Origin of the sequence: Pseudomonas sp. 58 R 3, from assembly GCF_900006605.1 — a bacterium.
Taxonomy (GTDB): Bacteria; Pseudomonadota; Gammaproteobacteria; order Pseudomonadales; family Pseudomonadaceae; genus Aquipseudomonas; species Aquipseudomonas salomonii.
This window is the reverse complement of record NZ_CVTT01000036.1, coordinates 22,534-47,763: the sequence shown is the minus strand read 5'-3', so window position 1 is coordinate 47,763 and position 25,230 is coordinate 22,534. Positions and strand designations below refer to the sequence as shown.

Annotated in this window: 32 protein-coding genes; 5 read left to right on the top strand and 27 right to left on the bottom strand. The window is 63.0% G+C overall.

Going from position 1 to position 25,230, the window contains the following annotated elements; translation table 11 throughout:
• Positions 1-64: 64 nt before the first annotated feature.
• From phnP to phnC, 13 genes are all read right to left on the bottom strand, one after another.
• Positions 65-814, bottom strand: a complete 750-nt coding sequence (gene phnP, locus BFP92_RS05625; RefSeq protein WP_065912452.1) for a phosphonate metabolism protein PhnP — start codon at positions 812-814, stop codon at positions 65-67.
• The gene (gene phnN, locus BFP92_RS05620) at positions 805-1,377 is read right to left on the bottom strand and encodes a phosphonate metabolism protein/1,5-bisphosphokinase (PRPP-forming) PhnN (protein ID WP_065912451.1); all 573 of its coding nucleotides are present in this window, start codon (positions 1,375-1,377) and stop codon (positions 805-807) included. Before phnN ends, phnP begins: the two co-directional genes overlap by 10 nt.
• Entirely contained in the window at positions 1,377-2,522 is a 1,146-nt protein-coding gene (locus tag BFP92_RS05615) for an alpha-D-ribose 1-methylphosphonate 5-triphosphate diphosphatase (protein ID WP_065912450.1), read from the bottom strand. The genes phnN and BFP92_RS05615 overlap by 1 nt, the downstream gene beginning before the upstream one ends.
• Positions 2,512-3,234, bottom strand: coding sequence for a phosphonate C-P lyase system protein PhnL (gene phnL / locus BFP92_RS05610; protein ID WP_065912448.1), 723 nt, complete (start codon positions 3,232-3,234; stop codon positions 2,512-2,514). Before phnL ends, BFP92_RS05615 begins: the two co-directional genes overlap by 11 nt.
• The gene (gene phnK / locus BFP92_RS05605; protein WP_170875821.1) at positions 3,231-4,040 is read right to left on the bottom strand and encodes a phosphonate C-P lyase system protein PhnK; all 810 of its coding nucleotides are present in this window, start codon (positions 4,038-4,040) and stop codon (positions 3,231-3,233) included. Before phnK ends, phnL begins: the two co-directional genes overlap by 4 nt.
• Positions 4,001-4,867: an alpha-D-ribose 1-methylphosphonate 5-phosphate C-P-lyase PhnJ gene (locus BFP92_RS05600; RefSeq protein ID WP_065912444.1), complete on the bottom strand. Its 867-nt coding sequence runs from the start codon at positions 4,865-4,867 to the stop codon at positions 4,001-4,003. Before BFP92_RS05600 ends, phnK begins: the two co-directional genes overlap by 40 nt.
• Positions 4,860-5,936, bottom strand: a complete 1,077-nt coding sequence (locus BFP92_RS05595) for a carbon-phosphorus lyase complex subunit (protein ID WP_065912442.1) — start codon at positions 5,934-5,936, stop codon at positions 4,860-4,862. Before BFP92_RS05595 ends, BFP92_RS05600 begins: the two co-directional genes overlap by 8 nt.
• Complete coding sequence (gene phnH / locus BFP92_RS05590) at positions 5,936-6,526, bottom strand: phosphonate C-P lyase system protein PhnH (protein ID WP_065912440.1); 591 nt, start codon at positions 6,524-6,526, stop codon at positions 5,936-5,938. Before phnH ends, BFP92_RS05595 begins: the two co-directional genes overlap by 1 nt.
• A complete protein-coding gene (gene phnG, locus BFP92_RS05585; RefSeq protein ID WP_065912483.1) occupies positions 6,526-6,963 on the bottom strand; it encodes a phosphonate C-P lyase system protein PhnG in 438 nt (145 codons plus the stop codon). The genes phnH and phnG overlap by 1 nt, the downstream gene beginning before the upstream one ends.
• A gap of 3 nt (positions 6,964-6,966) precedes the next feature.
• Positions 6,967-7,671 (bottom strand): phosphonate metabolism transcriptional regulator PhnF, encoded by a 705-nt coding sequence (phnF, locus tag BFP92_RS05580; protein ID WP_074854437.1) that lies wholly within the window; start codon positions 7,669-7,671, stop codon positions 6,967-6,969.
• A gap of 36 nt (positions 7,672-7,707) precedes the next feature.
• Positions 7,708-8,490 carry a phosphonate ABC transporter, permease protein PhnE gene (gene phnE / locus BFP92_RS05575; RefSeq protein ID WP_065912438.1) on the bottom strand — a complete coding sequence of 261 codons (783 nt, stop codon included), beginning with the start codon at positions 8,488-8,490 and terminating at the stop codon, positions 7,708-7,710.
• Positions 8,491-8,575: 85 nt separating this feature from the next.
• Positions 8,576-9,577, bottom strand: coding sequence for a phosphonate ABC transporter substrate-binding protein (phnD, locus tag BFP92_RS05570; RefSeq protein ID WP_065912436.1), 1,002 nt, complete (start codon positions 9,575-9,577; stop codon positions 8,576-8,578).
• Between the two features lie 32 nt (positions 9,578-9,609).
• Entirely contained in the window at positions 9,610-10,443 is an 834-nt protein-coding gene (gene phnC / locus BFP92_RS05565) for a phosphonate ABC transporter ATP-binding protein (protein WP_065912434.1), read from the bottom strand.
• A 590-nt stretch (positions 10,444-11,033) separates the two neighbouring features.
• On the opposite strand from phnC, the gene BFP92_RS05560 reads away from it, so the two are divergent.
• The gene (locus tag BFP92_RS05560) at positions 11,034-11,309 is read left to right on the top strand and encodes a DUF6124 family protein (protein ID WP_065912433.1); all 276 of its coding nucleotides are present in this window, start codon (positions 11,034-11,036) and stop codon (positions 11,307-11,309) included.
• Positions 11,310-11,487: 178 nt separating this feature from the next.
• Here BFP92_RS05560 and BFP92_RS05555 read toward each other — a convergent pair whose 3' ends face one another.
• The 10 genes from BFP92_RS05555 to ccmA form a co-directional block, all read right to left on the bottom strand.
• On the bottom strand, positions 11,488-11,880 hold the full coding sequence (locus tag BFP92_RS05555) for a hypothetical protein (protein WP_056857144.1): 393 nt from the start codon (positions 11,878-11,880) through the stop codon (positions 11,488-11,490).
• Positions 11,881-11,895: 15 nt separating this feature from the next.
• Positions 11,896-13,080, bottom strand: a complete 1,185-nt coding sequence (gene ccmI / locus BFP92_RS05550) for a c-type cytochrome biogenesis protein CcmI (protein WP_065912432.1) — start codon at positions 13,078-13,080, stop codon at positions 11,896-11,898.
• Positions 13,073-13,546 carry a cytochrome c-type biogenesis protein gene (locus BFP92_RS05545; RefSeq protein WP_017136200.1) on the bottom strand — a complete coding sequence of 158 codons (474 nt, stop codon included), beginning with the start codon at positions 13,544-13,546 and terminating at the stop codon, positions 13,073-13,075. The genes ccmI and BFP92_RS05545 overlap by 8 nt, the downstream gene beginning before the upstream one ends.
• Positions 13,543-14,079 carry a DsbE family thiol:disulfide interchange protein gene (locus tag BFP92_RS05540; protein WP_056857147.1) on the bottom strand — a complete coding sequence of 179 codons (537 nt, stop codon included), beginning with the start codon at positions 14,077-14,079 and terminating at the stop codon, positions 13,543-13,545. The genes BFP92_RS05545 and BFP92_RS05540 overlap by 4 nt, the downstream gene beginning before the upstream one ends.
• Entirely contained in the window at positions 14,076-16,064 is a 1,989-nt protein-coding gene (locus BFP92_RS05535) for a heme lyase CcmF/NrfE family subunit (protein WP_065912430.1), read from the bottom strand. Before BFP92_RS05535 ends, BFP92_RS05540 begins: the two co-directional genes overlap by 4 nt.
• Before the next feature lie 3 nt (positions 16,065-16,067).
• Positions 16,068-16,523, bottom strand: a complete 456-nt coding sequence (gene ccmE / locus BFP92_RS05530) for a cytochrome c maturation protein CcmE (protein WP_017136197.1) — start codon at positions 16,521-16,523, stop codon at positions 16,068-16,070.
• On the bottom strand, positions 16,520-16,696 hold the full coding sequence (ccmD, locus tag BFP92_RS05525; RefSeq protein WP_065912427.1) for a heme exporter protein CcmD: 177 nt from the start codon (positions 16,694-16,696) through the stop codon (positions 16,520-16,522). The genes ccmE and ccmD overlap by 4 nt, the downstream gene beginning before the upstream one ends.
• Positions 16,693-17,448 (bottom strand): heme ABC transporter permease, encoded by a 756-nt coding sequence (locus BFP92_RS05520; RefSeq protein WP_065912425.1) that lies wholly within the window; start codon positions 17,446-17,448, stop codon positions 16,693-16,695. Before BFP92_RS05520 ends, ccmD begins: the two co-directional genes overlap by 4 nt.
• Positions 17,449-17,541: 93 nt before the next feature.
• Positions 17,542-18,210, bottom strand: coding sequence for a heme exporter protein CcmB (ccmB, locus tag BFP92_RS05515; RefSeq protein ID WP_065912482.1), 669 nt, complete (start codon positions 18,208-18,210; stop codon positions 17,542-17,544).
• Positions 18,207-18,842 carry a cytochrome c biogenesis heme-transporting ATPase CcmA gene (gene ccmA / locus BFP92_RS05510; protein ID WP_056857150.1) on the bottom strand — a complete coding sequence of 212 codons (636 nt, stop codon included), beginning with the start codon at positions 18,840-18,842 and terminating at the stop codon, positions 18,207-18,209. The genes ccmB and ccmA overlap by 4 nt, the downstream gene beginning before the upstream one ends.
• A gap of 200 nt (positions 18,843-19,042) precedes the next feature.
• On the opposite strand from ccmA, the gene BFP92_RS05505 reads away from it, so the two are divergent.
• On the top strand, positions 19,043-20,611 hold the full coding sequence (locus BFP92_RS05505; protein ID WP_065912424.1) for a flagellar hook-length control protein FliK: 1,569 nt from the start codon (positions 19,043-19,045) through the stop codon (positions 20,609-20,611).
• The gene (locus tag BFP92_RS05500; RefSeq protein ID WP_065912423.1) at positions 20,608-20,937 is read left to right on the top strand and encodes an EscU/YscU/HrcU family type III secretion system export apparatus switch protein; all 330 of its coding nucleotides are present in this window, start codon (positions 20,608-20,610) and stop codon (positions 20,935-20,937) included. The genes BFP92_RS05505 and BFP92_RS05500 overlap by 4 nt, the downstream gene beginning before the upstream one ends.
• 127 nt (positions 20,938-21,064) lie before the next feature.
• Here the strand turns inward: BFP92_RS05500 and glp are convergent, their stop codons facing one another.
• Both glp and moaB read right to left on the bottom strand, forming a co-directional pair.
• Entirely contained in the window at positions 21,065-22,252 is a 1,188-nt protein-coding gene (gene glp, locus BFP92_RS05495) for a molybdopterin molybdotransferase MoeA (protein ID WP_065912480.1), read from the bottom strand.
• 22 nt (positions 22,253-22,274) lie between these two features.
• Positions 22,275-22,814 carry a molybdenum cofactor biosynthesis protein B gene (moaB, locus tag BFP92_RS05490; protein ID WP_065912422.1) on the bottom strand — a complete coding sequence of 180 codons (540 nt, stop codon included), beginning with the start codon at positions 22,812-22,814 and terminating at the stop codon, positions 22,275-22,277.
• A 76-nt stretch (positions 22,815-22,890) separates the two neighbouring features.
• Between moaB and mobA the strand changes: the two genes are divergently transcribed.
• Both mobA and BFP92_RS05480 read left to right on the top strand, forming a co-directional pair.
• Positions 22,891-23,493: a molybdenum cofactor guanylyltransferase MobA gene (gene mobA, locus BFP92_RS05485; protein WP_065912420.1), complete on the top strand. Its 603-nt coding sequence runs from the start codon at positions 22,891-22,893 to the stop codon at positions 23,491-23,493.
• 79 nt (positions 23,494-23,572) lie between these two features.
• A complete protein-coding gene (locus BFP92_RS05480) occupies positions 23,573-23,794 on the top strand; it encodes a YgdI/YgdR family lipoprotein (RefSeq protein ID WP_017136187.1) in 222 nt (73 codons plus the stop codon).
• Positions 23,795-23,850: 56 nt separating this feature from the next.
• Here the strand turns inward: BFP92_RS05480 and BFP92_RS05475 are convergent, their stop codons facing one another.
• Together BFP92_RS05475 and BFP92_RS05470 are read right to left on the bottom strand one after the other, a co-directional pair.
• Positions 23,851-24,741 (bottom strand): pseudouridine synthase, encoded by an 891-nt coding sequence (locus BFP92_RS05475; protein WP_065912417.1) that lies wholly within the window; start codon positions 24,739-24,741, stop codon positions 23,851-23,853.
• 71 nt (positions 24,742-24,812) lie between these two features.
• Positions 24,813-25,148, bottom strand: a complete 336-nt coding sequence (locus BFP92_RS05470; RefSeq protein ID WP_003189932.1) for a hypothetical protein — start codon at positions 25,146-25,148, stop codon at positions 24,813-24,815.
• Positions 25,149-25,230 lie beyond the last annotated feature (82 nt).

Sequence of the window (25,230 nt, the reverse complement as noted above, 5' to 3'; positions counted from 1 at the left end):
TACATCAGGCACACCGAGTTGATGCCATCGCAGGCAAGCCAGCTCCCACAGGGTTATGCGCTGTTCAAATAATCCGGCCATCCCAGGCCACCGTCACATGCCGTGGCAACTCGCGTCGGTGCTCCAGCAGCCACGCATCCAACGTATGCCCTACATGGGTCAGCACACCCAACTGCGCGCCGGTTTCTTCGATGCTCTGCAACGCCAGCGTCAGGTCATTGTGATTACGCGGCGCTTGCGGCTGCGGCGGCATGGAGCAGTCGAGTACCAACACGTCCAACGGTTCACGTTGCAACCAGGCCCGCGTGGCCGGCGGCAAGCCCACCGTGTCGGTGAGGTAGGCGATGCGCCGCCCCTCGCCTTCCAGCAGATAACCCAAGGTCAGCTTTGAATGTTGCAGCGGCAATGCGGTGACGCGCAGTTCACCGAACGTGCGTGTTTCAAACTCGGCAAACGGCTGGCTGAAATCGAGAATGCCCGGATGTTTGTAAAGGTCGGACAAACCCTCCGGGTCGGCGGGGCCGTGTACCGGAATGATCAAGCCCTGGCCCCAGCGCAAGTGCAACAAACCCTGAGCGTGATCGGCGTGATAGTGGGTCTGCAAAATCCCATTGAAACTGCGCGGCGGGAAGCGTTCGCAGAGGTCGGGCAAGCCGCTGTCGATCAACCAGCGCTGGTCGCCGCACTCGATCAACGCGCTGCACGGGCGGCGGCGCAGGCTGGCATCGCGGCGCGCCAGACCGCACGCCGCGCACTCGCAGCCATACACCGGAACTTGCCGCGCGTCACCAGTGCCCAGCAAGGTCAGGCGCATGCGGTATGCCCGTGATCGAGGCAGCAGAGCAAGCGCTCGACGGTATTTTCCAGCGGGCCGGAATTGTCGAGCACGAACAAGCCGGCGCCATTGCCCGCGATCAAATCGGCGGTGAACCGCACATTGCGCGCCAGGCGTTCCTCGATATCGGCCTGGGACTCGCGCCCGCGCGCCATCAGGCGCTGGCGCAATACGGCCTGATCCACCGTCAACAGCAGCACCAGCAAGCTTGGATAGCACTCACGGGTTTGCGCCAGATACGCACGCGAGCCATTGACCAGCACATCGTCCCCCGCCGCCAGCCATTCGTCGATGGCCTTGGGAATGCCATACGACAAGCCATTGGCCTGCCAACTGAGGGCAAATGCGCCCTCGGCCAGCAGCACGGCGAACTGCTCGGGGCTCACCCCCTGCGCGGCCTCGCCCACCGCTTCCGGCGAGCGGGTGATGACGCGGCGCACAATGCGGCAACCGCGCTCGGCCAAGCGTGGGCGTGCGGCATCCAGCAGGCTGTCCTTGCCCGAACCGGATGGCCCGATGAGATAGATCAACCTGCCTGCCATCAAAACACCCTCTTCGCCTGTCGCCAGACTTGTTGCACTACAGGAAGCCCCTCGCAGCGACGGGCCTGCACCAAATCCGCTCGCAGGCCAATCGCAATTTCACCACGATCCGTCAGGCCCGCCGCGTGCGCAGGCGCCAGGCTGATCATCTTGACGGCCCGCGACAGGTCGCCGCCATCCTGTTGATCGGCCAGCACAAAGGCCGCCTGCAACAGGCTGGCCGGGTAGTAATCACTGGAAAGTATATCCAGCAATCCCTCGGCAGCCAGGCCGGCGGCGGCCACATTACCCGAGTGCGACCCGCCGCGCACCACGTTCGGCGCGCCCATCAGCACTTTCATGTTCAGCGCCTGGCAGCCCTTGGCCGCCTCCAGCGTGGTGGGGAATTCAGCGATGGTCATGCCGTAGCCCGCCGACTCCTCCACATGCGCCAGCGTCGCGTCGTCATGGCTGGCCACCGACAGGCCGCGTTCCAGGCAATGCGCAACAATGGCGGCGCGATAGCGGTCGCTGTACGCCTTGGAGTTGGCCATTTGCAGCACGATGAATGCATCCATGGTTTCGTCGTTGAGGTGGTACTTGCCCATGTAGTACTCACGGTACTTGGATTCGAGCACGAACTGGCGCTGGCCCGGCGAATGGTCCATCACCGACACCAGACGCACCAGCGGGTTTTCCACCAGGTCGCGGAATACGCTGAGGGTGTCCGGGTGGCACAGCTCGCAACGCAGGTGCAGGTGGTGTTCGGCGCGGGTCAAGCCGGCGCCTTCAGCCTGGGCGATGGCATCGAGCATCGCCGGCAGCTTTTTCATGCGGTTGCCCTTGGGGTTCACATCGCCGATCGACACCGCGTCGAACACCGTGGTGATCCCCGCCGCGATAATTTGCGCATCATGGCTGAGCACCGCCGAGATCGACGGCCAGTCCACGCCTGGGCGCGGGGTCATGTGTTTTTCCAGGTTGTCGGTGTGCAGCTCCACCAGGCCCGGCAGCAGGCAATCACCGCCCAGGTCCTGGGCCTGGGGCAACTGGCTGCGGCCTTCGGCGAGGTCGACAAGCTTGCCGTCGCGCAGCACCACCGTGCCCAGGAACATGCGCTCAGCCGTGACGACCTGGGCATTGGTGAGGATTTGTTCAGCGGGCATGGGCGTACTCCTCTTCGGCAACGGCTGCAGGGGTCATGTCGAAATGGCGGTCGGCGACCGCTTCACGGGCGGCGCGGTCGTGGAAGATGCCGATCAGCGCCGCGCCGGCGGCCTTGGCTTCGTTCATCAGTTCCAGCACCACCTGGCGGTTGTTGTCATCCAGGGACGCGGTAGGTTCGTCCAGCAACATCACCGGCCAGGCGACCATGAAGCCGCGGGCGATATTGACGCGCTGTTGTTCGCCACCGGAGAAGGTGCCGGGCGCCAATGGCCACAAGCGCTGCGGGATGTTCAGGCGCGTGAGCAACTGTTCGGCACGGGCTTGCGCATCGGCCTTGGCCCAGCCACGCGCCAGGGCCGGCTCCATCACCACGTCCAGGCAGGCCACGCGGGGGATCACGCGCAGAAACTGGCTGACGTAACCAAGGGTCTGCTGGCGCACCTGAAGAATGTCACGCGGCTCGGCGCCGACCAGCTCCAGCCACTCACCGGCATGCTGCACACGAATACTGCCGCCCGCCGGCAAGTAGTTGCCGTACAGCGTGCGCAGCAAGGTGCTTTTACCCGCGCCGGACTGGCCATGCAGCACCAGGCATTCACCGCCCCGCACGCTGAAATTCACACCGCGCAGCACGTTGAGCACCACGCCGTGTTGCTGATGCAGGGTGAAGGTTTTCGAGAGGTCACGGACCTCGATCAAGGCATTTGTCATGGCTGCAATACCGAGGACACCAGCAATTGAGAGTAAGGGTGCTGTGGATCGTCGAGGATCTGGTCGGTGAGCCCGGTTTCCACCACGCGGGAGCGGCGCATCACCATCAGGCGGTCGGCCAGCAAGCGCGCAACGGCCAGGTCGTGGGTGACGATCACCACCGCCAAATCCAGCTCACGTACCAGGCTGCGCAACAGGTCGAGCAGGCGCGCTTGCACCGACACGTCCAGGCCGCCGGTGGGTTCGTCCATAAACACCAGGCGCGGGCTGGAGACGAGGTTGCGGGCGATTTGCAGGCGCTGCTGCATGCCGCCCGAGAAGGTGCGCGGCAAATCGTCGATGCGCTGCGGGTCGATTTCCACCTGGCCGAGCCAATCCAGACCGGCACCGCGCAGTTGCGCATAGTTGCGCACGCCTTGGGCCATCAGGCGTTCGCCGATGTTGGCACCGGCCGACACGCCCATGCGCAGGCCGTCCCGTGGGTTCTGCTCGACAAAGCCCCACTCGGTGCGCAACAAGGTGCGGCGCTCGGCTTCGCTGGCGCTGTACAAATCCAGCCATTCGCCGTGCTTGCTGCGGTAGCCGATGCTCCCCGCTTGCGGCGGCAAACGTCCGCTCAGCAGCGAGAGCAAGGTGGATTTACCCGAGCCGGACTCGCCGACAATCCCCAGCACTTCGCCGGGGTACAGATCAAAGCTCACGCCCTGGCAGCCCTTCTCCGGGCCATACAAAAGCGACAGGTCACGCACTTGCAATAACGGCTGGCTCACTGGTTGTTCTCCTTGACCCGTTGGGCGCAGTACCAGGTGTCGGAACACACAAAACTCTGGGTTCCCGCGTCGTCGAGAATCAGCTCATCGAGGAAGGAATCGTGGCTGCCGCAGATGGCGCAGTTGTGTTGCCACTTCTGCACTTCGAACGGATGGTCTTCAAAGTCCAGGCTGGTGACCTGGGTGTACGGCGGCACCGCGTACAGGCGCTTTTCGCGACCGGCACCGAACAGCATCAGCGCCGGGCTCATGTCGAGTTTGGGGTTATCGAATTTGGGGATCGGCGACGGGTCCATCACGTAGCGCTCATCGACCATCACCGGGTAGGCGTAGCTGGTGGCGATATGGCCGAAAGTGGCGATATCCTCGTAGAGTTTGACGTGCATCACCCCGTAATCATTCAGGGCGTGCATGGTGCGGGTCTCGGTTTCCGAGGGTTCGATAAAGCGCAGCGGCTCGGGGATCGGCACCTGGTAAACCATGATCTGACCGGCCTGCAAGGGCGTTTCCGGGACGCGGTGGCGGGTCTGGATCACGCTGGCGTCGGGCGTGGCTTCGGTGGTGGCAACCCCCGCCGTGCGGGCGAAAAAGCGCCGGATCGACACGGCGTTGGTGGTGTCGTCGGCGCCCTGGTCGATCACCTTGAGCACGTCATCATCACCGAGGATCGCGGCGGTCAATTGCATGCCGCCGGTGCCCCAGCCATAGGGCAATGGCATTTCGCGGCCGCCAAACGGCACTTGGTAACCGGGGATCGCCACGGCCTTGAGCAAGGCGCGGCGGATCATGCGTTTGGTCTGTTCGTCGAGGTAGGCGAAGTTGTACGCCGGGTCGCGCACAGCCGCTTGGGTCAAGTCATTCATGGCGGTTGCCCTCGGCCGGTCGGCGCAGTTTGCGGATCAGTTCCAGCTCGGACTGGAAGTCCACGTAGTGAGGCAGTTTGAGGTGCGAGACAAACCCCGCCGCCTCGACGTTGTCGCAGTGGGCCAGCACAAACTCTTCGCGCTGGGCCGGTGAAACGACTTCCTCGTTGTATTCCCCGGCGCGCAGCGAGCGGTCGACCAGCGCCATGCCGATGGCCTTGCGCTCGGCATGCCCGAACGCCAGGCCGTAACCACGGGTGAACTGCGCCAGCTCAGTGGCCGAGCCGACGAATTGGTTGACCATCTCGCACTCGGTGACTTCGATGCTGCCCAGGCAGATGGGAAAGCCCAGCTCTTCGGGGTCGACCCACACCTCGACGTCGCCGATGCGAATCTCACCGGCAAACGGGTGATTGCGGCCGTAACCGCGTTGAGTCGAATAGCCCAGCGCCAACAGAAAACCCTCGTCGCCACGGGCCAGAGCTTGCAGGCGTTCGGCACGGCTGGCCGGGTATTCCAACGGGTCGCGGGTGATGTCGGCGACGCTGGCGTTGTCGTCGGCTTCGTTTTTGATCAAGCCTTCTTTGGCGAGCAAACCGAGCACCCGTGGGCAGGCGTCAATCTGCGCATCGGCCGTGGTCTGCGGGCCTGGGTATTCGCCTTCGGCCAGCAGCGAAAAATCCAGCAGGCGGTGGGTGTAGTCGAAGGTCGGGCCGAGCAGTTGGCCGCCGGGCACATCCTTGAACGTGGCCGACAGGCGCCGGCTCAAGGACATCTGCGCGGTATCAATCGGCAGGCTCGGGCTGAAGCGCGGCAGCGTGGTGCGGTAGGCGCGCAGCAGGAAGATCGCCTCGACCAAATCCCCTGCCGACTGCTTGATCGCCAGCGCCGCCAGCTCTTCGTCGAACAACGAGCCTTCGGTCATTACCCGTGCCACCGCCAGCGGCAATTGCTCGCGGATTTGCGTCACGCTCAACTCGGGAATCGCAGTATCGCCCCGACGTTTTTTCGCCAGCAGGCGGTGGGCATTGTCGATGGCCTGTTCGCCACCTTTGACGGCTACGTACATCAGGCGTGCTCCTGTGCTATGCGGCTGCTGCGCGGCAGGCCGATCAGGTGGTGGCCGGCGGTGAACAACAGGTCCAGGCCACGCGGGAAGGCTTCGCGGCGTTGGCGCTCCGGCCAGAAGGCTTGCGGCACCGGCAGGTTGACCAGGCGCTGGGTTTTGATTCCTGGGCCGCGCCAGTGCAGGCCGCGACCGGATTCCAGGTCGGTAAGCTGAACCAGCAAGGTGCAGGACTGATCCGGGTAACGGTCGTTGCCGTGGTCAAAGCCGCCGAGGTCGAGCAGGTCTTGCTCGCCCAGCAGCGCGAACACCGCGTCTTCGCGTTTATCGGTGAGCGGGCAACCGCAGTGGAAGGCCAGGTTGGCGCGGATCAGCGGCGTGTCGAAGCTCGGCGCCAGCCACAGCGGCGTGTCCCTATCCAGCAGGGCCAGGCACAGCGCGTAAGTAGCGGGCGCCAGGCCGTCGAGGCGTGGGGCCGAGGGCAGATGCTGGAGCAAACCGGGTTCGGCCAGCGCCTTGAGGGCCGCACGAAAACCGCGTTGGGCATCCAGCACCGGCTCGACAAACGCCGGTTGCAACAGGTGAGCGTTCATCAGTTTTCTCCTCGCACCAGGGTGAAGAACTCGACCTTGGTGGCAGCGGTGTCGGCTTGTTTTTCGGCGCGGCGTTTGGCTTGGGCAGTGGCCAATGCGGTGATCAAGTCGCTGAGCCACAGGTTCGGTTGCGTGCCTTGCAGATGCGCATCGGCCAATGCGGCCAGCTCGGCATGCAGCTTGTCGCGCCCGGCCAGGTAGCTGTAGCCGGTGCGGCCGTCGGCCAGGCGCACCACGCAGCGGGTCACGCTCATTTCGCCGACGTTGAAGGCCGCGCCGTCACCGCCCATGCGCCCGCGCACCAGGGTCATGCCGATTTCCGGGGCGCGGATCAGTTGGTACTCGGCGTCTTTCAAGGCCGCTGCGTGGGGTTGCAGTTCATTGAGCTGGGCGCGGGCTAATACGCCGATCCAATGTTGTCGCGGGGACACATTCATCATTCAAGTCACCACTTGGTACTGAAAGCGATCCGAACGGCTGGTGGACTGCGCCAGCTCCACCGGGCGGCCGTCGCGATCGCAGGAAAGGGTAAACACCGTGAGGGCCGGCAAGTGCCGAGGCATCATCAGCAGCGCGGCTTCATCACGGTTGGGCAACCGCGCACCGATCAGGCTTTGGGTGCGGGTCAGCGGCAGCGCTCGTTCACGCAGGTACTGGCGCAGGGAGCCGCCGGTGTAATCGGCCAGCAACGGCGCACGGCTGGCGCAGTAGCGATGGCGGATCAGGCTGACGGGCTGGTGGTCGAGCTTGCGCAGGGTTTGCAGTTCGATCATCGGCGCCATCTCGGCGATGCCCAAATGCTCGGCTTCGTCGCGGCTGGCGTAGCAGTAGCGGCGCTTGAGCAACACCGCCTCAACGCCCACGCCCTGGGCCGACAGCGATTGGCTGTAGGAGGTCTCGGCGCCCATCGAGTAAATCAGCGGGCGGTCGAGCACCTGGGTGCCCTTGCCCTGACGGCGCAACAGGCTGCCTTCGAACACCAGTTCGTCAATGGCACGGCGCAAGGTGTGGCGGTTGACGCCAAAGCGCTCGGCCATGTGCACCTCGCCGGGCAGGAAGTCACCGGCCTGGTAGCTGCTCAATTCGCGGCGCAGGATGTCCGCGAGTTCGCGGTACACCGGCTCATCTTGTCTAGACAACTGCATGCTTAAAAAAAGCGCCGCGCGGGCACCCCTCCGGCGTCAGATGAACTGCTTGCGCAGGCGTTGGGACAGCACGTCGATACCGCTCACCACCACGATGATCACCAGCAGCACCGCGCAGGTTTGTACGAACTGGAAGGCGCGAATGTTTTCCCAGAGGATCACGCCGATACCGCCCGCGCCGACCATGCCCACCACCGTCGCCGAGCGCACATTGGCTTCGAAGCGGTACAGCGCGTAGCTCACCCACAGCGGCATCACTTGCGGGATCACGCCGTAGATCACTTCCTGCAAGGCACTTGCGCCGGTGGCGCGCACGCCTTCTACCGGGCCTGGGTCGATGGCTTCGACGGCCTCGGCAAACAGCTTGGCAAGCACGCCAGTGGTGCTGATCCACAAGGCCAATACACCGGCAAATGGACCGAGGCCGACGGCGACCACGAACAACATGGCGAACACCATTTCGTTGATCGAACGGAAGGCGTCCATCACCCGGCGCAGCGGTTGGTGGACCCACCATGGGGTGATGTTGTCGGCGCACAGAATGCCCAGCGGCACCGAGCAGACGATGGCCAGCACCGTGCCCCACAGGGCGATTTGTACGGTGACGATCATCTCCTTGAGGTAGGCGCGCCATTCGTGGAAGTCGGGTGGGAAGAAGTCGGCGGCGAAGGTCGCCATGTTTCCGGAATCGCGGTACAGCGCCAGCGGGTTCATCTCGGCACCGTGCCAGGCCCAGGCCAGCAGGACCAGAAACAGGCCCCAGCCGAGGTATTGCGGCCAGGTTCTTTTACCCACTGCTTCAGCATGCAAGGTAGTCATGGGTCACTCTCGGTAAAGGTTGGAACTGGACCTAATGTGGGAGCGGGCTTGCTCGCTCCCACATTGACCCGGTTCCTACAGGGGGTTAGCCGTTTGCCGCAGTTTTCTTGTCCAGCTCGGAGATGCGCTGTTGCAGCTTGGCCAGGTCGGCGTCGATGTCGGCGAGCTTCTTGGCCTTGTCGGCCGCTTCCAGCTTGTCGTCTGCACTGATGGTGGTGCGCTGCTTGAACAGCTCCAGCTGGCGGATCGGCAGCAGTTGGTCGTCGTTGGAGGCGAGGAACTTGCCCAGTTGCATGTTCTTGAGCACCGCCTTCTCTTCATCGGTGTCGCCGTAGTGGGCGAAGAAGTCGCGGATCTTGGTTTTCTCGCTGTCCGTCAGCGCCTTGCTCCACACCATCGGGTCGGCCGGGATCAGCGGCGATTTCCAGATCACCTTGAGCATCGCGGCTTTGTCCGGCTGGGTGACTTCCAGGCGGTCCCAGCTTTCGGTGTTGAAGGTGGCCACGTCCAACTGCCCCTTGGCCACGCTGAGTGCGTTGACCTCATGGCTGGAGTTGAGCGTGCGTTTGAACGCGGTGGCGGCGTCCACATGGTTCTTGGCGAACACGTAGTAGCCCGGCACCAGATAACCCGAGGTGGAGTTCGGGTCACCGTTGCCGAAGGTCAGGTTCTTGGCGTTCTTGAGCATGTCGTCGACGTTGTTGATCGGGCTGTCCTTGCGCACGATCAGCACGCTCCAGTAACCGGCGGCGCCGTTGGCGGCGGCGGTCTGGGCGAAGATCTCGCCGTTGGAACGGTCCACCGCCTCCATCGCGGCCTTGTTGCCCAGCCACGCCACGTCGACCTTGTTAAAGCGCATGCCCTGGATCAACCCGGCGTAGTCGGAGGCGAAGGTGGCGTTGATGGTCAGGCCGGTCTTCTTGTGCATGTCATCCAAAAACGGCTGCCAGATGCTCTTGAGGTTCTGCGAAGACTCGGTGGACATGATGCCGAAGTTGATGGTTTTGTCGGCGGCCTGGGCAGTGCCCATGGCGGCGCCGGCCAGCAACACTGCAGACAGAAACACGTGGCCGATACGGTTCAACATGGACGGGATTCCTGTGGGTAGTGAGTAGGGTTTCAAGCGCGCGCCATGGCCAGCCGAGGCGTGGCGACGGCAGTGGGGGTCTGGTCGGAAAACATCAGGCTGGTGTCGACGTCGGCACCGTACAAATCGTTGAGGAACTGGCTGCTCATGGCGCTGCCCTGCCCGTCGAAATGAATGCGCCCACCTTTAAGGGCCACGGCACGCGGGCAATAACGCATGGCGTAGTCGACTTGATGCAGGGTCACCACCACGGTCTTGCCATCGCGGCGGTTGATGTCGGCGAGGATCTCCATGACTTTGCGCGCCGACTCCGGGTCCAGCGAGGCAATAGGCTCATCGGCGAGGATGACTTCGGCGCGCTGGGTCAATGCGCGGGCAATCGCCACACGCTGCTGCTGGCCGCCGGACAAGGTCGAAGCACGCTGCCCGGCGAGGTCGGCCAAGCCCACGCGGGCGAGGGATTCGAGGGCAAAGGCCTTTTCTTCGGCATTGAACAAACCGAGGTTGCCGCGCCAGCGCGGCATACGGCCCAGGCAGCCGAGCAGTACGTTGTCGATCACGCTCAGGCGGTTGACCAGGTTGAACTGCTGGAAGATGTAGCCGATGTCTGCGCGCAACCGCCGCACCTTGCCATTCAAGCGCCCACTGGCCTGAACCTCCCGGCCCAGCACCTTGACGCTGCCGCCGTTGCTCTTGTCACAACAGGCCAGGCCCGCCAAATGGCGCAACAAGGTGGACTTGCCGGAACCGGAAGCGCCAATCAGCGCGACCATCTCACCGGATGCAATGGTGAGTTCGAGGTCGACCAATGCGGATTTCTTCGCAAAGGTCTTGTTCAAGTGATCGACATGGATAGCGTGAGTCATGGGCTTCTCTGTCTGGTTTGAACAGCCACACAAGGGCTGCGGTTGAGTTCAAACGACAGTAGGCGCGGGAGGTGTCAGTGCTATTACTTGCACATGACTGGCGGGCGGCGGATTGATGAAGGTTTTGTGAAAGGTTGCAAAGCCACCTGACCGATCGCTCCCACGCTCTGCGTGGGAATGCCGCCTGGGACGCTCCGCGTCCCGAACCCTGCGCTGGGGTGACGCAGAGCGTCACGGGATGCATTCCCACGCAGAGCGTGGGAACGATCGGTAGCCTGCGTATGGCTCTCTCTTCTTAGCAGCCCTCTTGTTAGGACATGCCCTACACAGATTTCGGGTTGCGTCCGAGCAACCTCGCCGCTAACCTTCGCGGGTCGCTGCAAAATCAGCGAACGGGTGTGGTAGCCCGGTTCTTTCATAGATCCCCAAAACGCTTACGGGCGTTTTTTTGTGCGGGCTGCTTTGTGGCGGCTGTGCACGGGAGGCTTCGGCCTGCCGGGTTTCTATGACCGGTCTACCACCCCGTGTACAGTCGCCTCCTTACATCGTGTGGTAGCGAGATGGAGGTGCTCATTCATAGGAGCTTCACCATGAAAAAAGTCACACCCAATCCCCCGCCATCCGCCTCGGATGACACCCCACAAACCCCGCCCAACCTCATCTTCACCGTCCGCCCCGGCCTCAGCACTGAAGTAGCCTTGAGCAATGCCAGCGAGATGCTGGAATCGGCGACGGTGTGTGCCTACGACTGTGCCGAGCACTTGGATGGCTCAAGCCGCAAGCAGGTGCTGGCGGTGGTGCAGATGGTTGAGATTGCGCAGTTGTTGGTGGATCAAGCGCTGAATCGGGAGTGCCCCGTCGTTTGATAGCGCGGTGATCCCCTGTGGGAGCGGGCTTGCTCGCGAATGCGGTGCACCAGCCAACCTATTCAGTGACTGACACGCCGCTTTCGCGAGCAAGCCCGCTCCCACAGTTGATCTTCAGTGTTTGGAGGGATGTATTTCAAAGGTAAGAAAAAGGCGACCTTTCAAAGGTCGCCTTTTGTTATTGCGCGTACTGCTTGCTCAACCCCGGCGGCACGCCGTGCACATCGGTGTCTTCCCACGGCCCGTTCGGGCTGATGGAGCGGCTCCAGCCGTTGCTCCAGCGGTAGTAGGTGCGCTGGCGGTAGAAGGTGTCGGGCTGTTCGTCGAGCACATACACCTGCATCTTGCCGTCCCAGTGGCTGGCGGCGCCCGGTGGTGGGGCGAAGGTCGGCGACTTGCTTGGCACAGGTTTCGGCGGCGGTGTTACCGGGCCGGACGGTTTGGTGCCCGGCTGGGTCGCCGGGCCTGACGGCGGGATGGTCGGGCCGGTGGGCGCGGGAGGCCGGTGGACCGCACAAGCGCTCAAGCCGAGTACCAGGCTGAGCAGGGTGATGCGTGCAAATGCGGTCATAGGCGTTTCCTCGAATTATTTGTCCGGAGTGTCGATGGTCAGCTGCTGCAGTGCAGTGGTGGTGCTGGCCAAGGGTTGGCTGCGGCCGATCCACTCGCCAGTGGTCGGCTGACCGGCCCGGGATATGCGCGCAACCAGTTGGACTTCGGGGAAGTTCGACAGTTTCAACTGCGGCATCATTGCGTCCGCATCGCCCAGCTCGACGGTGACCGGCAGTTCAGCCACGGTGACACGCTTGGCCGCCAACGGTGCCGGAGGGCCATTCACGGCGCGGGCGAAGATGAACACGCTGTCGGTGGGCAGGGCTTTGGCCTTCACGTCGGCTGCCAGGTCCACGCGCACTTTCATCACGGTTTTTGCCGCAACGATACCGCCGCTTTCCTTGAGCTTCTCGGCCGCGCGGTCAATGCCACCTTGCAGCGCGACACGGGAGTTGTCTTGCGCCGGCAACTGCGCCAACAGGCGGTTCCAGTAGTCGATGGCTTCCTGATAACGCTGGCCTTCAAAGGCGGCGATACCCAGCAGGCCGAGGCTGGTGACTTCCTTGGGATCGAGTTTCAAGGCTTCATCGGTCAGCGCCTGCACCTTGGGCGACCATTGTTTGTTGTCGGCAAAGTACTGCGCTTGCGCCCATTGGCCGAGCAGTTCGGGCTGGCGACCGGCGAGTGCGACGGTGCGTTCGAAGATCTTGGCGGCATCGGCCGAACGGTCCTGAGCCATGTAGGCGCGGCCGAGGAAGTACAAGCCTTCCGCCGAGTCCGGCTGGGCGGCGGCGGCGCGCTCCAGGCGGCGGGTCATGTCTTGCATCGACACCGGCGGCTGGGAGAATTCGCGGGTCAGTTCGACCTTGTCGCTCGCCCCGTAATGCAGGTACAGCGCAACGCCCAGGACCGGCACAAGAAACGCCGCCAACAACGGCAGTGGTTTGCCCAGGCGCGACTCACGAGGTTTTTCTACGCCTTCGGTATCAGCCAGCAACTCACGCGCAGCTTCGGCGCGGCCGGTGTCGAGTTGCGCGGCATTGAGCACGCCTTCGTCCTGCTGCACTTGCAGCTCGGCCACGCGTTCTTGATAAAGCGCCACGTTCAGCGCGGTGCGATCCTCTTCACGTTGGGCACGGCGGCCGCGCAATACAGGGATCAACAAGAAACTCAGGGCAATCAGGAGCAGCAACCCTGCTGCGAGCCAAAAATCAATCATCAGTCTTGGTGTCCAGCAATTGGTCGAGGCGTTTGCGCTCATCCGGGGAGAGCGCATCGGAACCATCAGTCGGCGCGGCGCGGCGGCGGCGCACGATCACGGCCATCACCACCACACCGGCCAGCAACAGCCCGGCAGGGCCGAACCAGAGCAGCGCGGTCTTGCCGGTAAGGGCCGGTTTGTAGCGCACGAAATCACCGTAGCGGTCGACCATGAAGTCGATGATCTGCTGGTTGTCCTTGCCCTCCCCCAGCATGCGGAAGATCTCTTTGCGCAGGTCGGCGGCGATGGGGGCGTTGGAGTCGGCGATGTCCTGGTTCTGGCATTTGGGGCAGCGCAGTTCCTTGGTCAGTTCGCGGAAACGCTCGCGGTCACCGTCCTTGGCGAACTCGTAAGTGTCGATGGCCGCATGGGCAACGCCGACCAGTCCAAGTGCCAACACAGCAGCGGCTAACAGACGCTTCATGGCTTGGCCTCATCGACCAGTGCCTGGTACTTGGCGGCCAGTTGCTCGCGCCACACCACTTCGTCGATCACGCCGACATACTTGTCGCGGATCACGCCCTTGGCATCGATAAAGAAGGTTTCCGGGGCGCCGTACACGCCGAGGTTAAGGCCGAGGTTGCCGTCCTCATCGCGGATATCCAACTGGTACGGGTTGTGGAACTCGGCCAGCCACTTCAAGGCCGCCGCATTGTCGTCCTTGTAGTTGATGCCGTAGATCACCACGCCCTGCTCGGCCAGTTTGTTCAGCACCGGGTGCTCGACGCGGCAGGAGATGCACCAGGTGCCCCACACGTTGACCAGCGCCGGTTTGCCCAGCAGGTCGGCCTGGGTCAGGGTTTTATCGCCCTGTACCGTCGGCAGGCTGAACGCCGGAAATTGTTTGCCGATCATCGCCGAAGGCAACTCGGCTGGGTCCAGGTACAAGCCGCGATACAAAAACACGGCCATCACCAGAAAGGCCGCCAGCGGCAACACCATCAACCAACGCTTCATGCCGCCGCTCCTTGCAGGCCGAGGGCTTCACGCACCCGGGCTTTGACCTTGACCCGATAACGCCGGTCCAGCGCGGCGAGTAACCCGCCGAAACCGGTGAGCAAACCGCCGAACCAGATCCAGCGCACGAACGGTTTTACATGCACGCGCACCGCCCAGGCGCCGTCGCCCAAGGGTTCACCCAGCGCCACATACAGGTCGCGGGTGAAACCGGCGTCGATCCCGGCTTCGGTCATCATCGAGCTTTGCACGGTGTACAGGCGTTTTTCCGGGTGCAGCACCGCCACTTCCTTGCCGTTGCGCACCACACGCACAGTGCCTTTGTCGGACGTGAAGTTCGGGCCTTCGAAATGCTTGGCGCCTTCAAAGATAAAGTGGTAACCGGCCAGGTCCATGGACTCACCCGGCGCCAGGCGCAGGTCGCGCTCGGCGCTGTTCTGGCTGGACAGCACCACGCCGAGGGCGCACACGGCGATGCCGATATGGGCGACCTGCATACCCCAGTAGCTGCGGGTCAATGTTGGCAGACCTTTGATCAGGCCTTTGTGGCGGGTCTTGTCGAAGATATCGCGCACGCCGGCCAGCAATACCCAGGCAGCCAGCAGGAAGGTGGCGAGCACCGCCCAGTTGAAGTCGCCATAGGCGAAACCAGCGATCACCGCCAAAGCCACACTGCCGAGCAGCACCGGCATCAACATGCCGGCCAGCCATTTGACCGGCGTGTCTTTCCAGCGCACCAGCACGCCGACCGCCATCACCACCATCAACAGGCCCATCAACGGTATAAACAACGCGTTGAAGTACGGCGGGCCGACGGACAGCTTGGCGCCGCTCAAAGCGTCCAGCACCAAGGGGTAAAGGGTGCCGAGCAGGATCATCGACGCGGCCACCACCAATACCAGGTTATTGCCCAGCAGCAGTGTTTCTCGCGACCACAGGTTAAAGCCGACCTGGCTCTTGACCACCGGCGCACGCAACGCAAACAGGGTCAGCGAGCCGCCAACCACAAACAGCAGGAAGATCAGGATGAATACGCCGCGCTCCGGGTCGGACGCAAACGCATGCACCGAGGTCAGCACGCCCGAACGCACCAGGAAAGTACCCAGCAGGCTGAGGGAAAACGCGGCGATGGCCAGCAACACCGTCCAGCTTTTGAACACGCCGCGTTTTTCGGTGACGGCCAGCGAGTGAATCAGCGCGGTGCCGACCAGCCAAGGCATGAAGGAAGCATTTTCCACCGGGTCCCAGAACCACCAGCCGCCCCAGCCGAGCTCGTAATAGGCCCACCACGAACCGAGGGTGATACCGATACCGAGAAACGCCCAGGCGACGATGGTCCACGGCCGCGACCAGCGCGCCCAGGCTGCATCGAGGCGCCCGCCGAGCAAGGCGGCGATGGCAAACGCAAAGGCCACGGAGAAACCGACGTAGCCCATATAAAGCATCGGCGGGTGCACGATCAGGCCGATGTCTTGCAACAACGGGTTGAGGTCATGCCCATCCATCGGGATCTGCGGCAGGATGCGCGTGAACGGGTTGGAGGTCATGATCAAAAACAGCAGGAAGCCGATGCTGATCATGCCCATCACCGCCAGCACGCGGGCCAGCATGACCTGCGGCAGTTGGCGCGAGAACACCGATACGGCAAAGGTCCAGCCGCCGAGGATCAAGGCCCACAGCAGCAACGAACCTTCGTGGGCGCCCCACACGGCGCTGAACTTGTAGTACCACGGCAAGGCGCTGTTGGAGTTATTGGCGACATAGGCGACGGAAAAGTCGTCGGTCATAAAGGCGTAGGTCAGGCAGCCGAATGCGAACACCAGGAACGCGAACTGGCCCCAGGCAGCCGGCTGCGCCAGGCTCATCCACAGGCGGTCGCCGCGCCAGGCGCCGAGCAACGGCACCACGGCCTGGACGATGGCGAAGCACAGGGCGAGGATCATCGCCAGCTGGCCCAGCTCCGGAATAAACAGTGCGGACGTCATGGCTTAGCCCTCCTTGGCAGGTGCTGGGGCCGATTGGCCGCTGTCTTTCAACGCCTTGGTCACTTCCGGCGGCATGTATTTCTCATCGTGCTTGGCGAGTACTTCATCGGCTACCACCACACCGTCGGCGTTGAGCTTGCCCAAGGCGACGATGCCCTGGCCTTCACGGAACAGGTCCGGGAGGATACCGCGATAGGTGATGGTCACGGCTTTGTTGAAGTCGGTGACCACAAAGGTCACGTCAAGGGAATCGCCGGAACGCTTCAAGGAGCCCTTCTCGACCATGCCACCAGCACGAATGCGCGTGTCGACAGGCGCTTCGCCATTGGCGATCTGGGTCGGGGTGTAGAACAGGTTGATGTTCTGCTGCAAGGCGCTCAGGGCCAGGGTCACGGCAATGCCGACGCCGGCCATGATGGCGAGGATGATCAACAGACGCTTTCTACGCAGCGGATTCACTTATCGGTCTCCCGGCGCAAACGACGCGCCTCTTGTTGCAGGTAACGCTTGCGGGCCAGGATCGGCGCGGCGACGTTGAGGGCCAGCACCGCCAGGCAGATGCCATAGGCCGTCCAGACATACAGGCCGTGATGGCCCATGGCGAGAAATTCACCGAATGAGTTGAAGTTCATCCGCGCGCTCCCAGGCTGTTTTGCACTTCGGCCTTGACCCAACTGGTGCGGGCTTCACGCTTGAGCACTTCGAGGCGCATGCGCATCAGCAGCACGGCGCCGAAGAAACAGTAGAACCCCAGCACCATCAGCAGCAGCGGCGCCCACATTTCCACGGGCATCGCCGGTTTTTCGGTGAGGGTGAAGGTGGCGCCCTGGTGCAGAGTGTTCCACCACTCCACCGAGTATTTGATGATCGGGATGTTGATCACGCCGACAATCGCCAGCACCGCGCAGGCCTTGGCGGCGCTGTCGCGGTTGCTGATGGCATTGCCCAGGGCGATAAGGCCGAAGTACAGGAACAGCAGGATCAGCATGGAGGTGAGCCGCGCATCCCACACCCACCACGAACCCCAAGTGGGTTTGCCCCAGATCGCGCCGGTGACCAGCGCCACGGCGGTCATCCACGCGCCGATGGGCGCGGCGCATTGCAGGGCGACATCGGCCAGTTTCATCTTCCACACCAGGCCGACGATGCCGCACACGGCCAGCATCACGTAGCAGGACTGCGCCAGCATGGCGGCGGGCACGTGGATATAGATGATGCGAAAGCTGTTGCCTTGCTGGTAGTCCGGCGGCGCGAAGGCCAGGCCCCAGACCAGGCCGATGCCGATCAGCAAAATGGCGGCGACGCTCAACCACGGCAGCAACTTGCCGCTGATGCCGTAAAACCATTTGGGCGAGCCGAGCTTGTGAAACCAGGTCCAGTTCATTGCTGTTTCCATCACGGTGGCTGTGCGTCATTGCGCAAAGCTCAGGGTCTTTCTTATGTTGAAGAGCTGATTATGTCGCTTAACCAGACCTCATTATTCGCCGACGCTGATCTTCAGGCCAGCCGCTATAGCAAAGGGTGTCAGGGTTACCGCCAGGGCGGTCAGGCTGCCAAGCCACAGCAGGTAACCGGTCGCCGGCATGCCCATGAGCGCGGCCTGCAAGGCGCCGCTGCCCAGGATCAACACCGGGATATACAAAGGCAGAATCAGCAGGGCCAGCAACAGGCCACCCCGCTTCAAACCGACGGTCAACGCTGCGCCCACCGCCCCCAACAGGCTGAGCACCGGCGTACCGAGTAACAAGGACAGGAGCAACACCGGCAGGCACTCAACGGGCAAGCCGAGCATCATCGCCAGCAGCGGCGAGAGCAATACTAGCGCCAAGCCGGAAAAAACCCAGTGTGCCAGCACCTTGGCCAGTACCAGAAGTGGCAAGGGGTGCGACGAAAGGACCCACTGTTCGAGGGAACCGTCTTCAAAATCGCTGCGAAACAGCCCGTCCAGCGAGAGCAGCACCGATAAAAGCGCGGCCACCCACACCAATCCTGGGGACAAGGTTTGCAACAGTTTAGTCTCCGGGCCGACCGCCAGCGGGAACAGTGCGATGACGATGGCGAAGAACACCAAGGGGTTGGCTAATTCGGCCGGGCGGCGGCACAGCAGGCGGGCTTCACGGGTGACTAACAGCGCGAACACACTCATGCCGACCACCGCCCTAAATCCAGGTCGCGGTAACCGGCGGGCCTGCGCACCAGCGTGTGGTGGGTGGTGAGCAGCACCAGGCCGCCCTGCTCGCAGTGCTGGGCCAAGTGTTCTTCGAGTTGGGCGACGCCTTGCTTGTCGAGGGCGGTGAAAGGCTCATCGAGAATCCACAGCGGCGGGCCAGGCAGATACAAACGCGCCAGCGCCACGCGGCGCTGCTGGCCAGCGGACAAGGTGTGACAAGGCACGTCTTCAAAGCCCTTGAGGCCGACCGCGGCCAGTGCCTGCCAGATGGCATCGCGGGACGCCCGATGATGCAGGGCGCTGAGCCAGCTGAGGTTTTCTTCCGGCGTGAGCACGTCCTTGATGCCGGCGGCGTGGCCGATCCAGATCAGGTTGCGCGCAAGCTCGGTGCGTTGCTCGTTAAGGGGCTTGCCGTTAAGTCGAACCTCACCGGCCGTCGGCTGCATCAACCCGGCCAGCAGGCGCAGCAAACTGGTCTTGCCGCTGCCGTTGGGGCCGCTGATCTGCACCATGTCGCCGCCCGCCAGCCGCAGTTCGAGGTGCTCGAACAGCAGGCGCAGGTCGCGTTCACAGGCAAGCGCTACGGCTTCTAGAAGAGGGCTGGTCAAAAGATCGCGGGCCTTTACGGTTCAAGTCGGCGGTGCAGCGGCCGTTATAGAGAAATGCACAATAACGGCTTTGGCGACCGATTTTAGAGAGCTGGATCAAATAGTTGTGAGGTTTTTACCGCTCTCTTTGCAGACGGGCGGCATTATACATGTGATGCCCTACTCTAAAGAGGGCAATTTCCCCAGAGACGACGCGCACGATGACCGGTGAGATCAACCTTCCTACGCTGCCGCCAGCACCGACGCCCGGGCCTGCCCCGCTGCCGCCGACCGGCGAGTTGTTGAAACTGCTGGAGCCGCAGACCGGCCTGATCGACCCTGGAAAAACCGCCAACGCCGAGGTGATTGCGCTTAAACAAGGCGGTGACGCGTTTCAGCTGTTGCTCAAGTTGACCCTCGAAGGCGGCCGCCAGACCTTGGTGCAGGCCAGCAGCGCCCAGCCGTTGCCGTTGGGCAGCAACGTGGCGGTGAGCCAGACGCCGACCGGCAACCTGAGCATCACTTTGCAGCAAGCCTTGAGCGCCAATGTGGCTGCGCTGACGCGCATCGACACCACGCAAATGCCGGTGGGCACGCTGTTGCAGGCCAAGGTGCTGACCACCCAGATGCTGCCGCAAGGCAGCGCACAACCGGCGATTTATCGCTCACTGGTCAGCGTGCTCAATAACGCCCTGGCCGGCACCACGTTGAGCCTGGAAAGCCCGCAGCCGTTGCGGGTCGGCAGCTTGCTCAGCGCCGTGGTGCAGAATGCGCAAACCCTGAATTTCGTGCCGTTGAGCGGGCTCAAGGATCAGTTGGCCGTGGCGCAACAGCTGTCGACCCAGCAAAGTCGCCAAGGCTCGCTGGATGTGCTGTTCACCGCGCTGCAAAGCCTGCCTGCCGACGACACCACCTCCAGCGACCTGCGCGCCGCCGCCGCGCGCTTGCTCAACGCCCTGCCCGATCTGGCGCAAGTCAGCAATCCCAAGGTGCTGGCGCAGTTGGTACAAAACAGCGGTGTGTTTCTTGAAGCCAAATTGCTCGCCGGGCAAAACCCGCAGGTGCCACCACTGGATATGAAAGGCAGCCTGTTGCGGCTGGTCGCCGAACTGCTGCCCGCCGCGACGAATCTGAACGCCATCCTCGCCGCCAATACGCTGGCCCAGGTACTGCCCAATTTCGTGCGTAACCCGCTCAGCACCCTCGGCCAGATCGGCGCACGGCAAGCCCCGGCCGGCTTTCCGCTGCCGGACCGGCTGATGGCCAAGCTTTCAGGCGAAGGCGACCTGGAAAACCTGCTGCGCCTGGCCGCCGGGGCGATTTCCCGGCTGCAAAGCCACCAGCTGTCGAGCCTGGAGCAAACCGGCACCACCGCCGATGGCCGGCAGCAAACCACCTGGCAGCTGGAAATCCCCATGCGCACCTTGCAGGACATTGTGCCGTTGCAGGTCAAGTTCCAGCGTGAAGAGCCGCCGCCGGACAAGGACCAACCGGAGCGCAAGGACAAGAAAGACCCCAAGCAAATGCTCTGGCGCGTCGAGCTGGCCTTCGACATGGAACCACTGGGCCCGTTGCAGGTGCAGGCGCAACTGACCCAGGGCAAATTGTCCAGTCAGCTGTGGGCCTCACGCCCGTTCACCGCCAGCCTGATCGAAAGCCATTTGGGCAGCTTGCGCGAGCGCCTGGTGACCTCGGGTATCAATGTCGGCGACCTGGACTGCCACCTCGGCACGCCGCCACGCGGGCCTCGAACCGGATTGGAGCAACGCTGGGTGGATGAAACCGCATGAAAAACCCTACCCCGCCGCGCCAGGCGATTGCCCTCAAGTACGACGGCCAGCAAGCGCCAACCCTGACGGCCAAAGGCGACGATGCCTTGGCCGAAGCCATTTTGAAGTTGGCGCGGGAACATGAAGTGCCGATCTATGAGAATGCCGAGCTGGTGAAACTGCTGGCGCGCATGGAATTGGGCGACAGCATCCCGGAGGAGCTGTACCGCACGGTGGCCGAGATCATTGCGTTCGCGTGGACGCTCAAGGGTAAATTCCCGGTGGGCTATGACCCGAATGCCGAGCCGTTGGAGCGGGATGTGACTGAGCGTGGGGATGATTACTGAGTTATCAGATGTACACAAATCAACTGTGGGAGCGGGCTTGCTCGCGAAGGCGGTGTGTCAGTCAACTCAGGTGTGACTGATGTACCGCCTTCGCGAGCAAGCCCGCTCCCACATTTTTGAACGGTGTCTAGTTCAGGACTTCACTCAAGGGAATGAAATTAACGCGGTCGCCAATATCGAGTGTCGTCCCCTCCAACACCTCCACAAACCCTTCGGCCCACGCCGCGCTGCGCAGCACGCCGGAGCTCTGGTTGCGGTAGATAATCGCCCGGCCCTGCTCGATACGCCCGCGCAGGTACTCGCGACGGTTGCCCGGCTGAGGCCATACGAACCCCACCGGCACTTCGAAACGCAGCGGCGCCACGTCCCGCACGCCTTGGCGGCGCAGCAGATAAGGCCGGGCCAGCAGTGCAAAGGTCACCAGGGTCGAGGCCGGGTTGCCGGGCAGGCCGATCACCGGCACACCGCGAAAGTGCCCGAAGGTCAGCGGTTTGCCCGGTTTGATCGCAAGTTTCCACAGGGCCAGTTCGCCCTCTTCACGCAGGGCGATGCCGAGAAAGTCCGCCTCGCCGACCGAGACACCGCCGGTGGACAGGATCAGGTCGACACTGCCCAGGCTGGCCAGGCGTGTGCGGGTCTTTTCCAGGTCATCCGGAAGAATCCCGGCATCAATCACTTCACAGCCCATGCGCACAAGCCAGCTGCACAACACACGCCGGTTACTGTTGTAGATCTGCCCCGGCCCCAGCGGCAGGCCGGGTTCGATCAATTCGTCGCCGGTGGACAGCACGGCCACGCGCACCCGGCGCACCACACTCAAACAGTCATGCCCGAGGGAGGCGGCCAGGCCCAGTTCAATCGGGCCCAGGCGAGTGCCGGCGTTTAACACCAACTCACCGACCGTGGTTTCCTGGCCTTGGGCGCGGATGTTCTGGCCGGCCCGCAAACGCTCGGTGAAGCCCACGCGGTCGTCGGCGTGGACCACGGCGTTTTCCTGCATCTCCACGCAATCGGCGCCTGCGGGCACCGGCGCGCCGGTAAAGATGCGCGCGCAGGTGCCGACGGCGAGTGGCTGCGGCGCCTGGCCGGCGAAGATGCGCTGGCTCACGGGCAGCGGCTCGCCGGTCCAGTCGGCCAGGCGCAGGGCGTAACCGTCCATGGCGCTATTCGGCCAGGGCGGCAGGTCGAGCGTGGAGATCAGGTCCTGCGCCAATACGCGACCATCACAGTCGGCCAGGGGCAGCACCTGCTGCTCTCGAATCGGCGCCGCTTCGGCCATGTCCAGCAATTGCTGCAGCGCTTGTTCCACCGGCATCAGGGCACCGGTCTTGCCTGGCTTATCCACGGGATACGCAGGGTTCAGCCTGCTTCAGGTGGGGAACGAAATTGCATGGGCGGTGACGGTTATCCAGCTGCTCGGCGAGGATGCCGTCCCAACCGGTGCGCACGGCATTGGTCGAGCCTGGCAGGCAGCAGACCAGCGTGCCATTGGCCAGGCCGGCCAGGGCGCGTGATTGCACGGTGGAGGTGCCGATGTCGGCCACGGAGATCTGGCGGAACAGCTCGCCAAAACCGTCGACCTGCTTGTCCAGCAGGCAGCTGACGGCTTCGGGCGTGCTGTCGCGGCCGGTGAAGCCGGTGCCGCCGGTGATCAGCACCACTTGCACCACGTCTTCGGCGATCCAGTGGGCGACCTGGGCGCGGATTTTGTACAGGTCATCCTTGAGCAGCACACGCTCGGCCAGGTTGTGGCCGGCGGCGGTCAGGCGATCGACGAAGACCTGGCCGGAGGTGTCGGTGTCCAGGGTGCGGGTGTCGCTGACGGTCAGCACTGCGATATTGAGGGGTACGAAAGGCGCATCAGCCTTGGCTTTCATGGCTCGGTCCGGTTGTCGAATGAACAGCCCGATGTTATATCACAGGCCCCCATTTGCCTGCCGCAGCGGAACCACCATGTCGCTTGATTCTTTGCCCCCGCCCTGTTCGATCCTGCTGCTGGCCGGCGGCCGTGGCCAACGCATGGGCGGCCAGGACAAAGGCCTGCTGCCCTGGCACGGCCAGCCGTTGGTTGCCCATTTGCAGCGCCTGACCCGCCCGCTCACCGATGACCTGATCATCTCGTGCAACCGCAACCATGAGCAGTACGCGCCGTATGCCGACCAGTTGGTGAGCGACGACAGCCCGGACTTCCCCGGCCCGCTGGCGGGCATCCGCGCGGGGCTGGCCGCCGCGCGGCATGCGCATGTGCTGATACTGCCGTGTGACGTCCCCAACATCGACGTAGGACTGTTGGGCGATTTGTGTGAGGCGGCACGCCGCAACCCGCAGCTGCCGGTGATGGTGCGTCATGATGAATTCTGGGAACCCTTGATCTGCATCATCCCCACCCACCTCAAAACCCAGGTAGAACAGGCATGGGATGCCGGTGAGCGCAGCCCGCGCAAGATCTTCCTGCAGCTGGGCGCAGTGGGCCTGGAATGCCCCGCCGATGACCCACGCCTGGCCAACCTGAATACACCCGAGCTGTTGCACCCTGGGTCCGGCGTGTCAGAATGAACCTCGCACAAGGAACTTTGTCGACGCCCTGCGCGTCACAAGGTCAGCAATTTAAAAGAATTCTCTTGGAGACAAACTCATGACTCAACGGACCATCGCCGCTCTCATGCTTGCACTGGGCCTCGCCACTCTCGCCGGTTGCGCTTCGCCTACAGTGATCACCCTGAATGACGGTCGCGAAATCCAGGCCGTCGACACCCCTAAATACGACAAGGCTTCTGGCTTCTACGAGTTCGAACAACTTGACGGCAAGCAGACCCGCATCAACAAGGATCAGGTTCGCACCGTTAAAGACCTGTAAGTCTTAAGCGTTTGCCCACAAGGCCCGCCATGTGCGGGCCTTGTCGTTTCCGGCGGTTACCAGTCGAGGGTGATGCGGCTGCGAAACTCACGTTGTTCACCGGTCACAGGGTCGATAAAGCGCACGCCCTGGGCCAGCAATTTGAGCGGGTTGGCATAGTCGTCCTCAGCATCCTTGAGCACGTCGGGGTAGAACGGGTCGTTGCAGATACTCGCCCCCAACGCGGTCATGTGTACACGCAACTGGTGTTTCTTGCCGGTCACGGGGAACAGGCCATAGCGCCACAGATCACCATTTTTCTCGCGCACCTCCACCGCCGTTTCGGTGTTGCTGGCGCCCGGCCCTTCCTGCATGCGAAAGAACGGTTCGCCATCGACCAAGCGGCTTTTATGCACCAGCGGGAAGGTCAGGTCGGGTAAGGCCGGGGCAATGGCTTCGTAGAATTTATCGATGCGCCGCGTGGGGAACAGCTGTTGATACGCCGACCGGGTTTGCGGGTTGGCCGAGAACAGCACCAGCCCCGCCGTGTGCCGATCAATGCGATGCAAAGGCACCAGCGCGGGGTTGTCCAGGCGGCGTATCAGGCGGCGCAACAAGGTTTGCTCGACGTATTCGCCGGCCGGCGTGACCGGCAGAAAGTGCGGTTTGTCGGCCACCACCAAGTGCTCATCGGCGTACAGGATGGATTCCTGAACCGGGATCACCTTCTCATTCAGTACTTCGCGGAAATAATAAATGCACAGGCCTTCCTTGTAGGCGAGGTCCAGGCTGATTGGCTGGCCATTGATGTCCAAGACACGGCCACGGGCGACGCGGTCCAGCCACTGCTCACGGCCAATCGCCGGGAAGTGCTCGCACAGGCAATCGAGCACCGTCGCCCAGGGGCCGGGCGGCAGGTACAAGGTGCTGGCTTGATGCTGGGACGCAGAGAAAGCGGATGTGGACATGCAATGCTCGAAACCTGGATAAACCGGCTGGCATTATCCCGCATGGAGCACGATTGAGCCTAGGGCGGATCTCAGGCCTTGGCCAATTGCGCTCGCAACACCGGCGAGGCGCTGGCCGCCTCGGTAAATTCCTTGAGCCAGCGCAACACGTCCACCGCTTCCCAGCGGCCGGGATCGTAGAGCGCGTACAACAAGCCCTGATAACCCACCACATCCAGCTGCTTGTGATAACCGGCGCGCTGGAACAAAGCCTCGATTTCAGCAAAGCAGGTATTGAAATGCACTTTGTTAAACGGCGTCTTGCCTTCCGTGACCAGGCCGTCGAGGCGCAGCTCGTTCACCGCGTCGCGCACGACGTCGGCGGACATGCGATTGACGCTGCTTTTCAGTTGTTCAACATTCACCACGGGCGTTCCCTCTATTCAATCGCTGTACAAACATACAGTAACGCAATATTTGGAAACTCGCCATCGCGAAAACGCGCCCGTG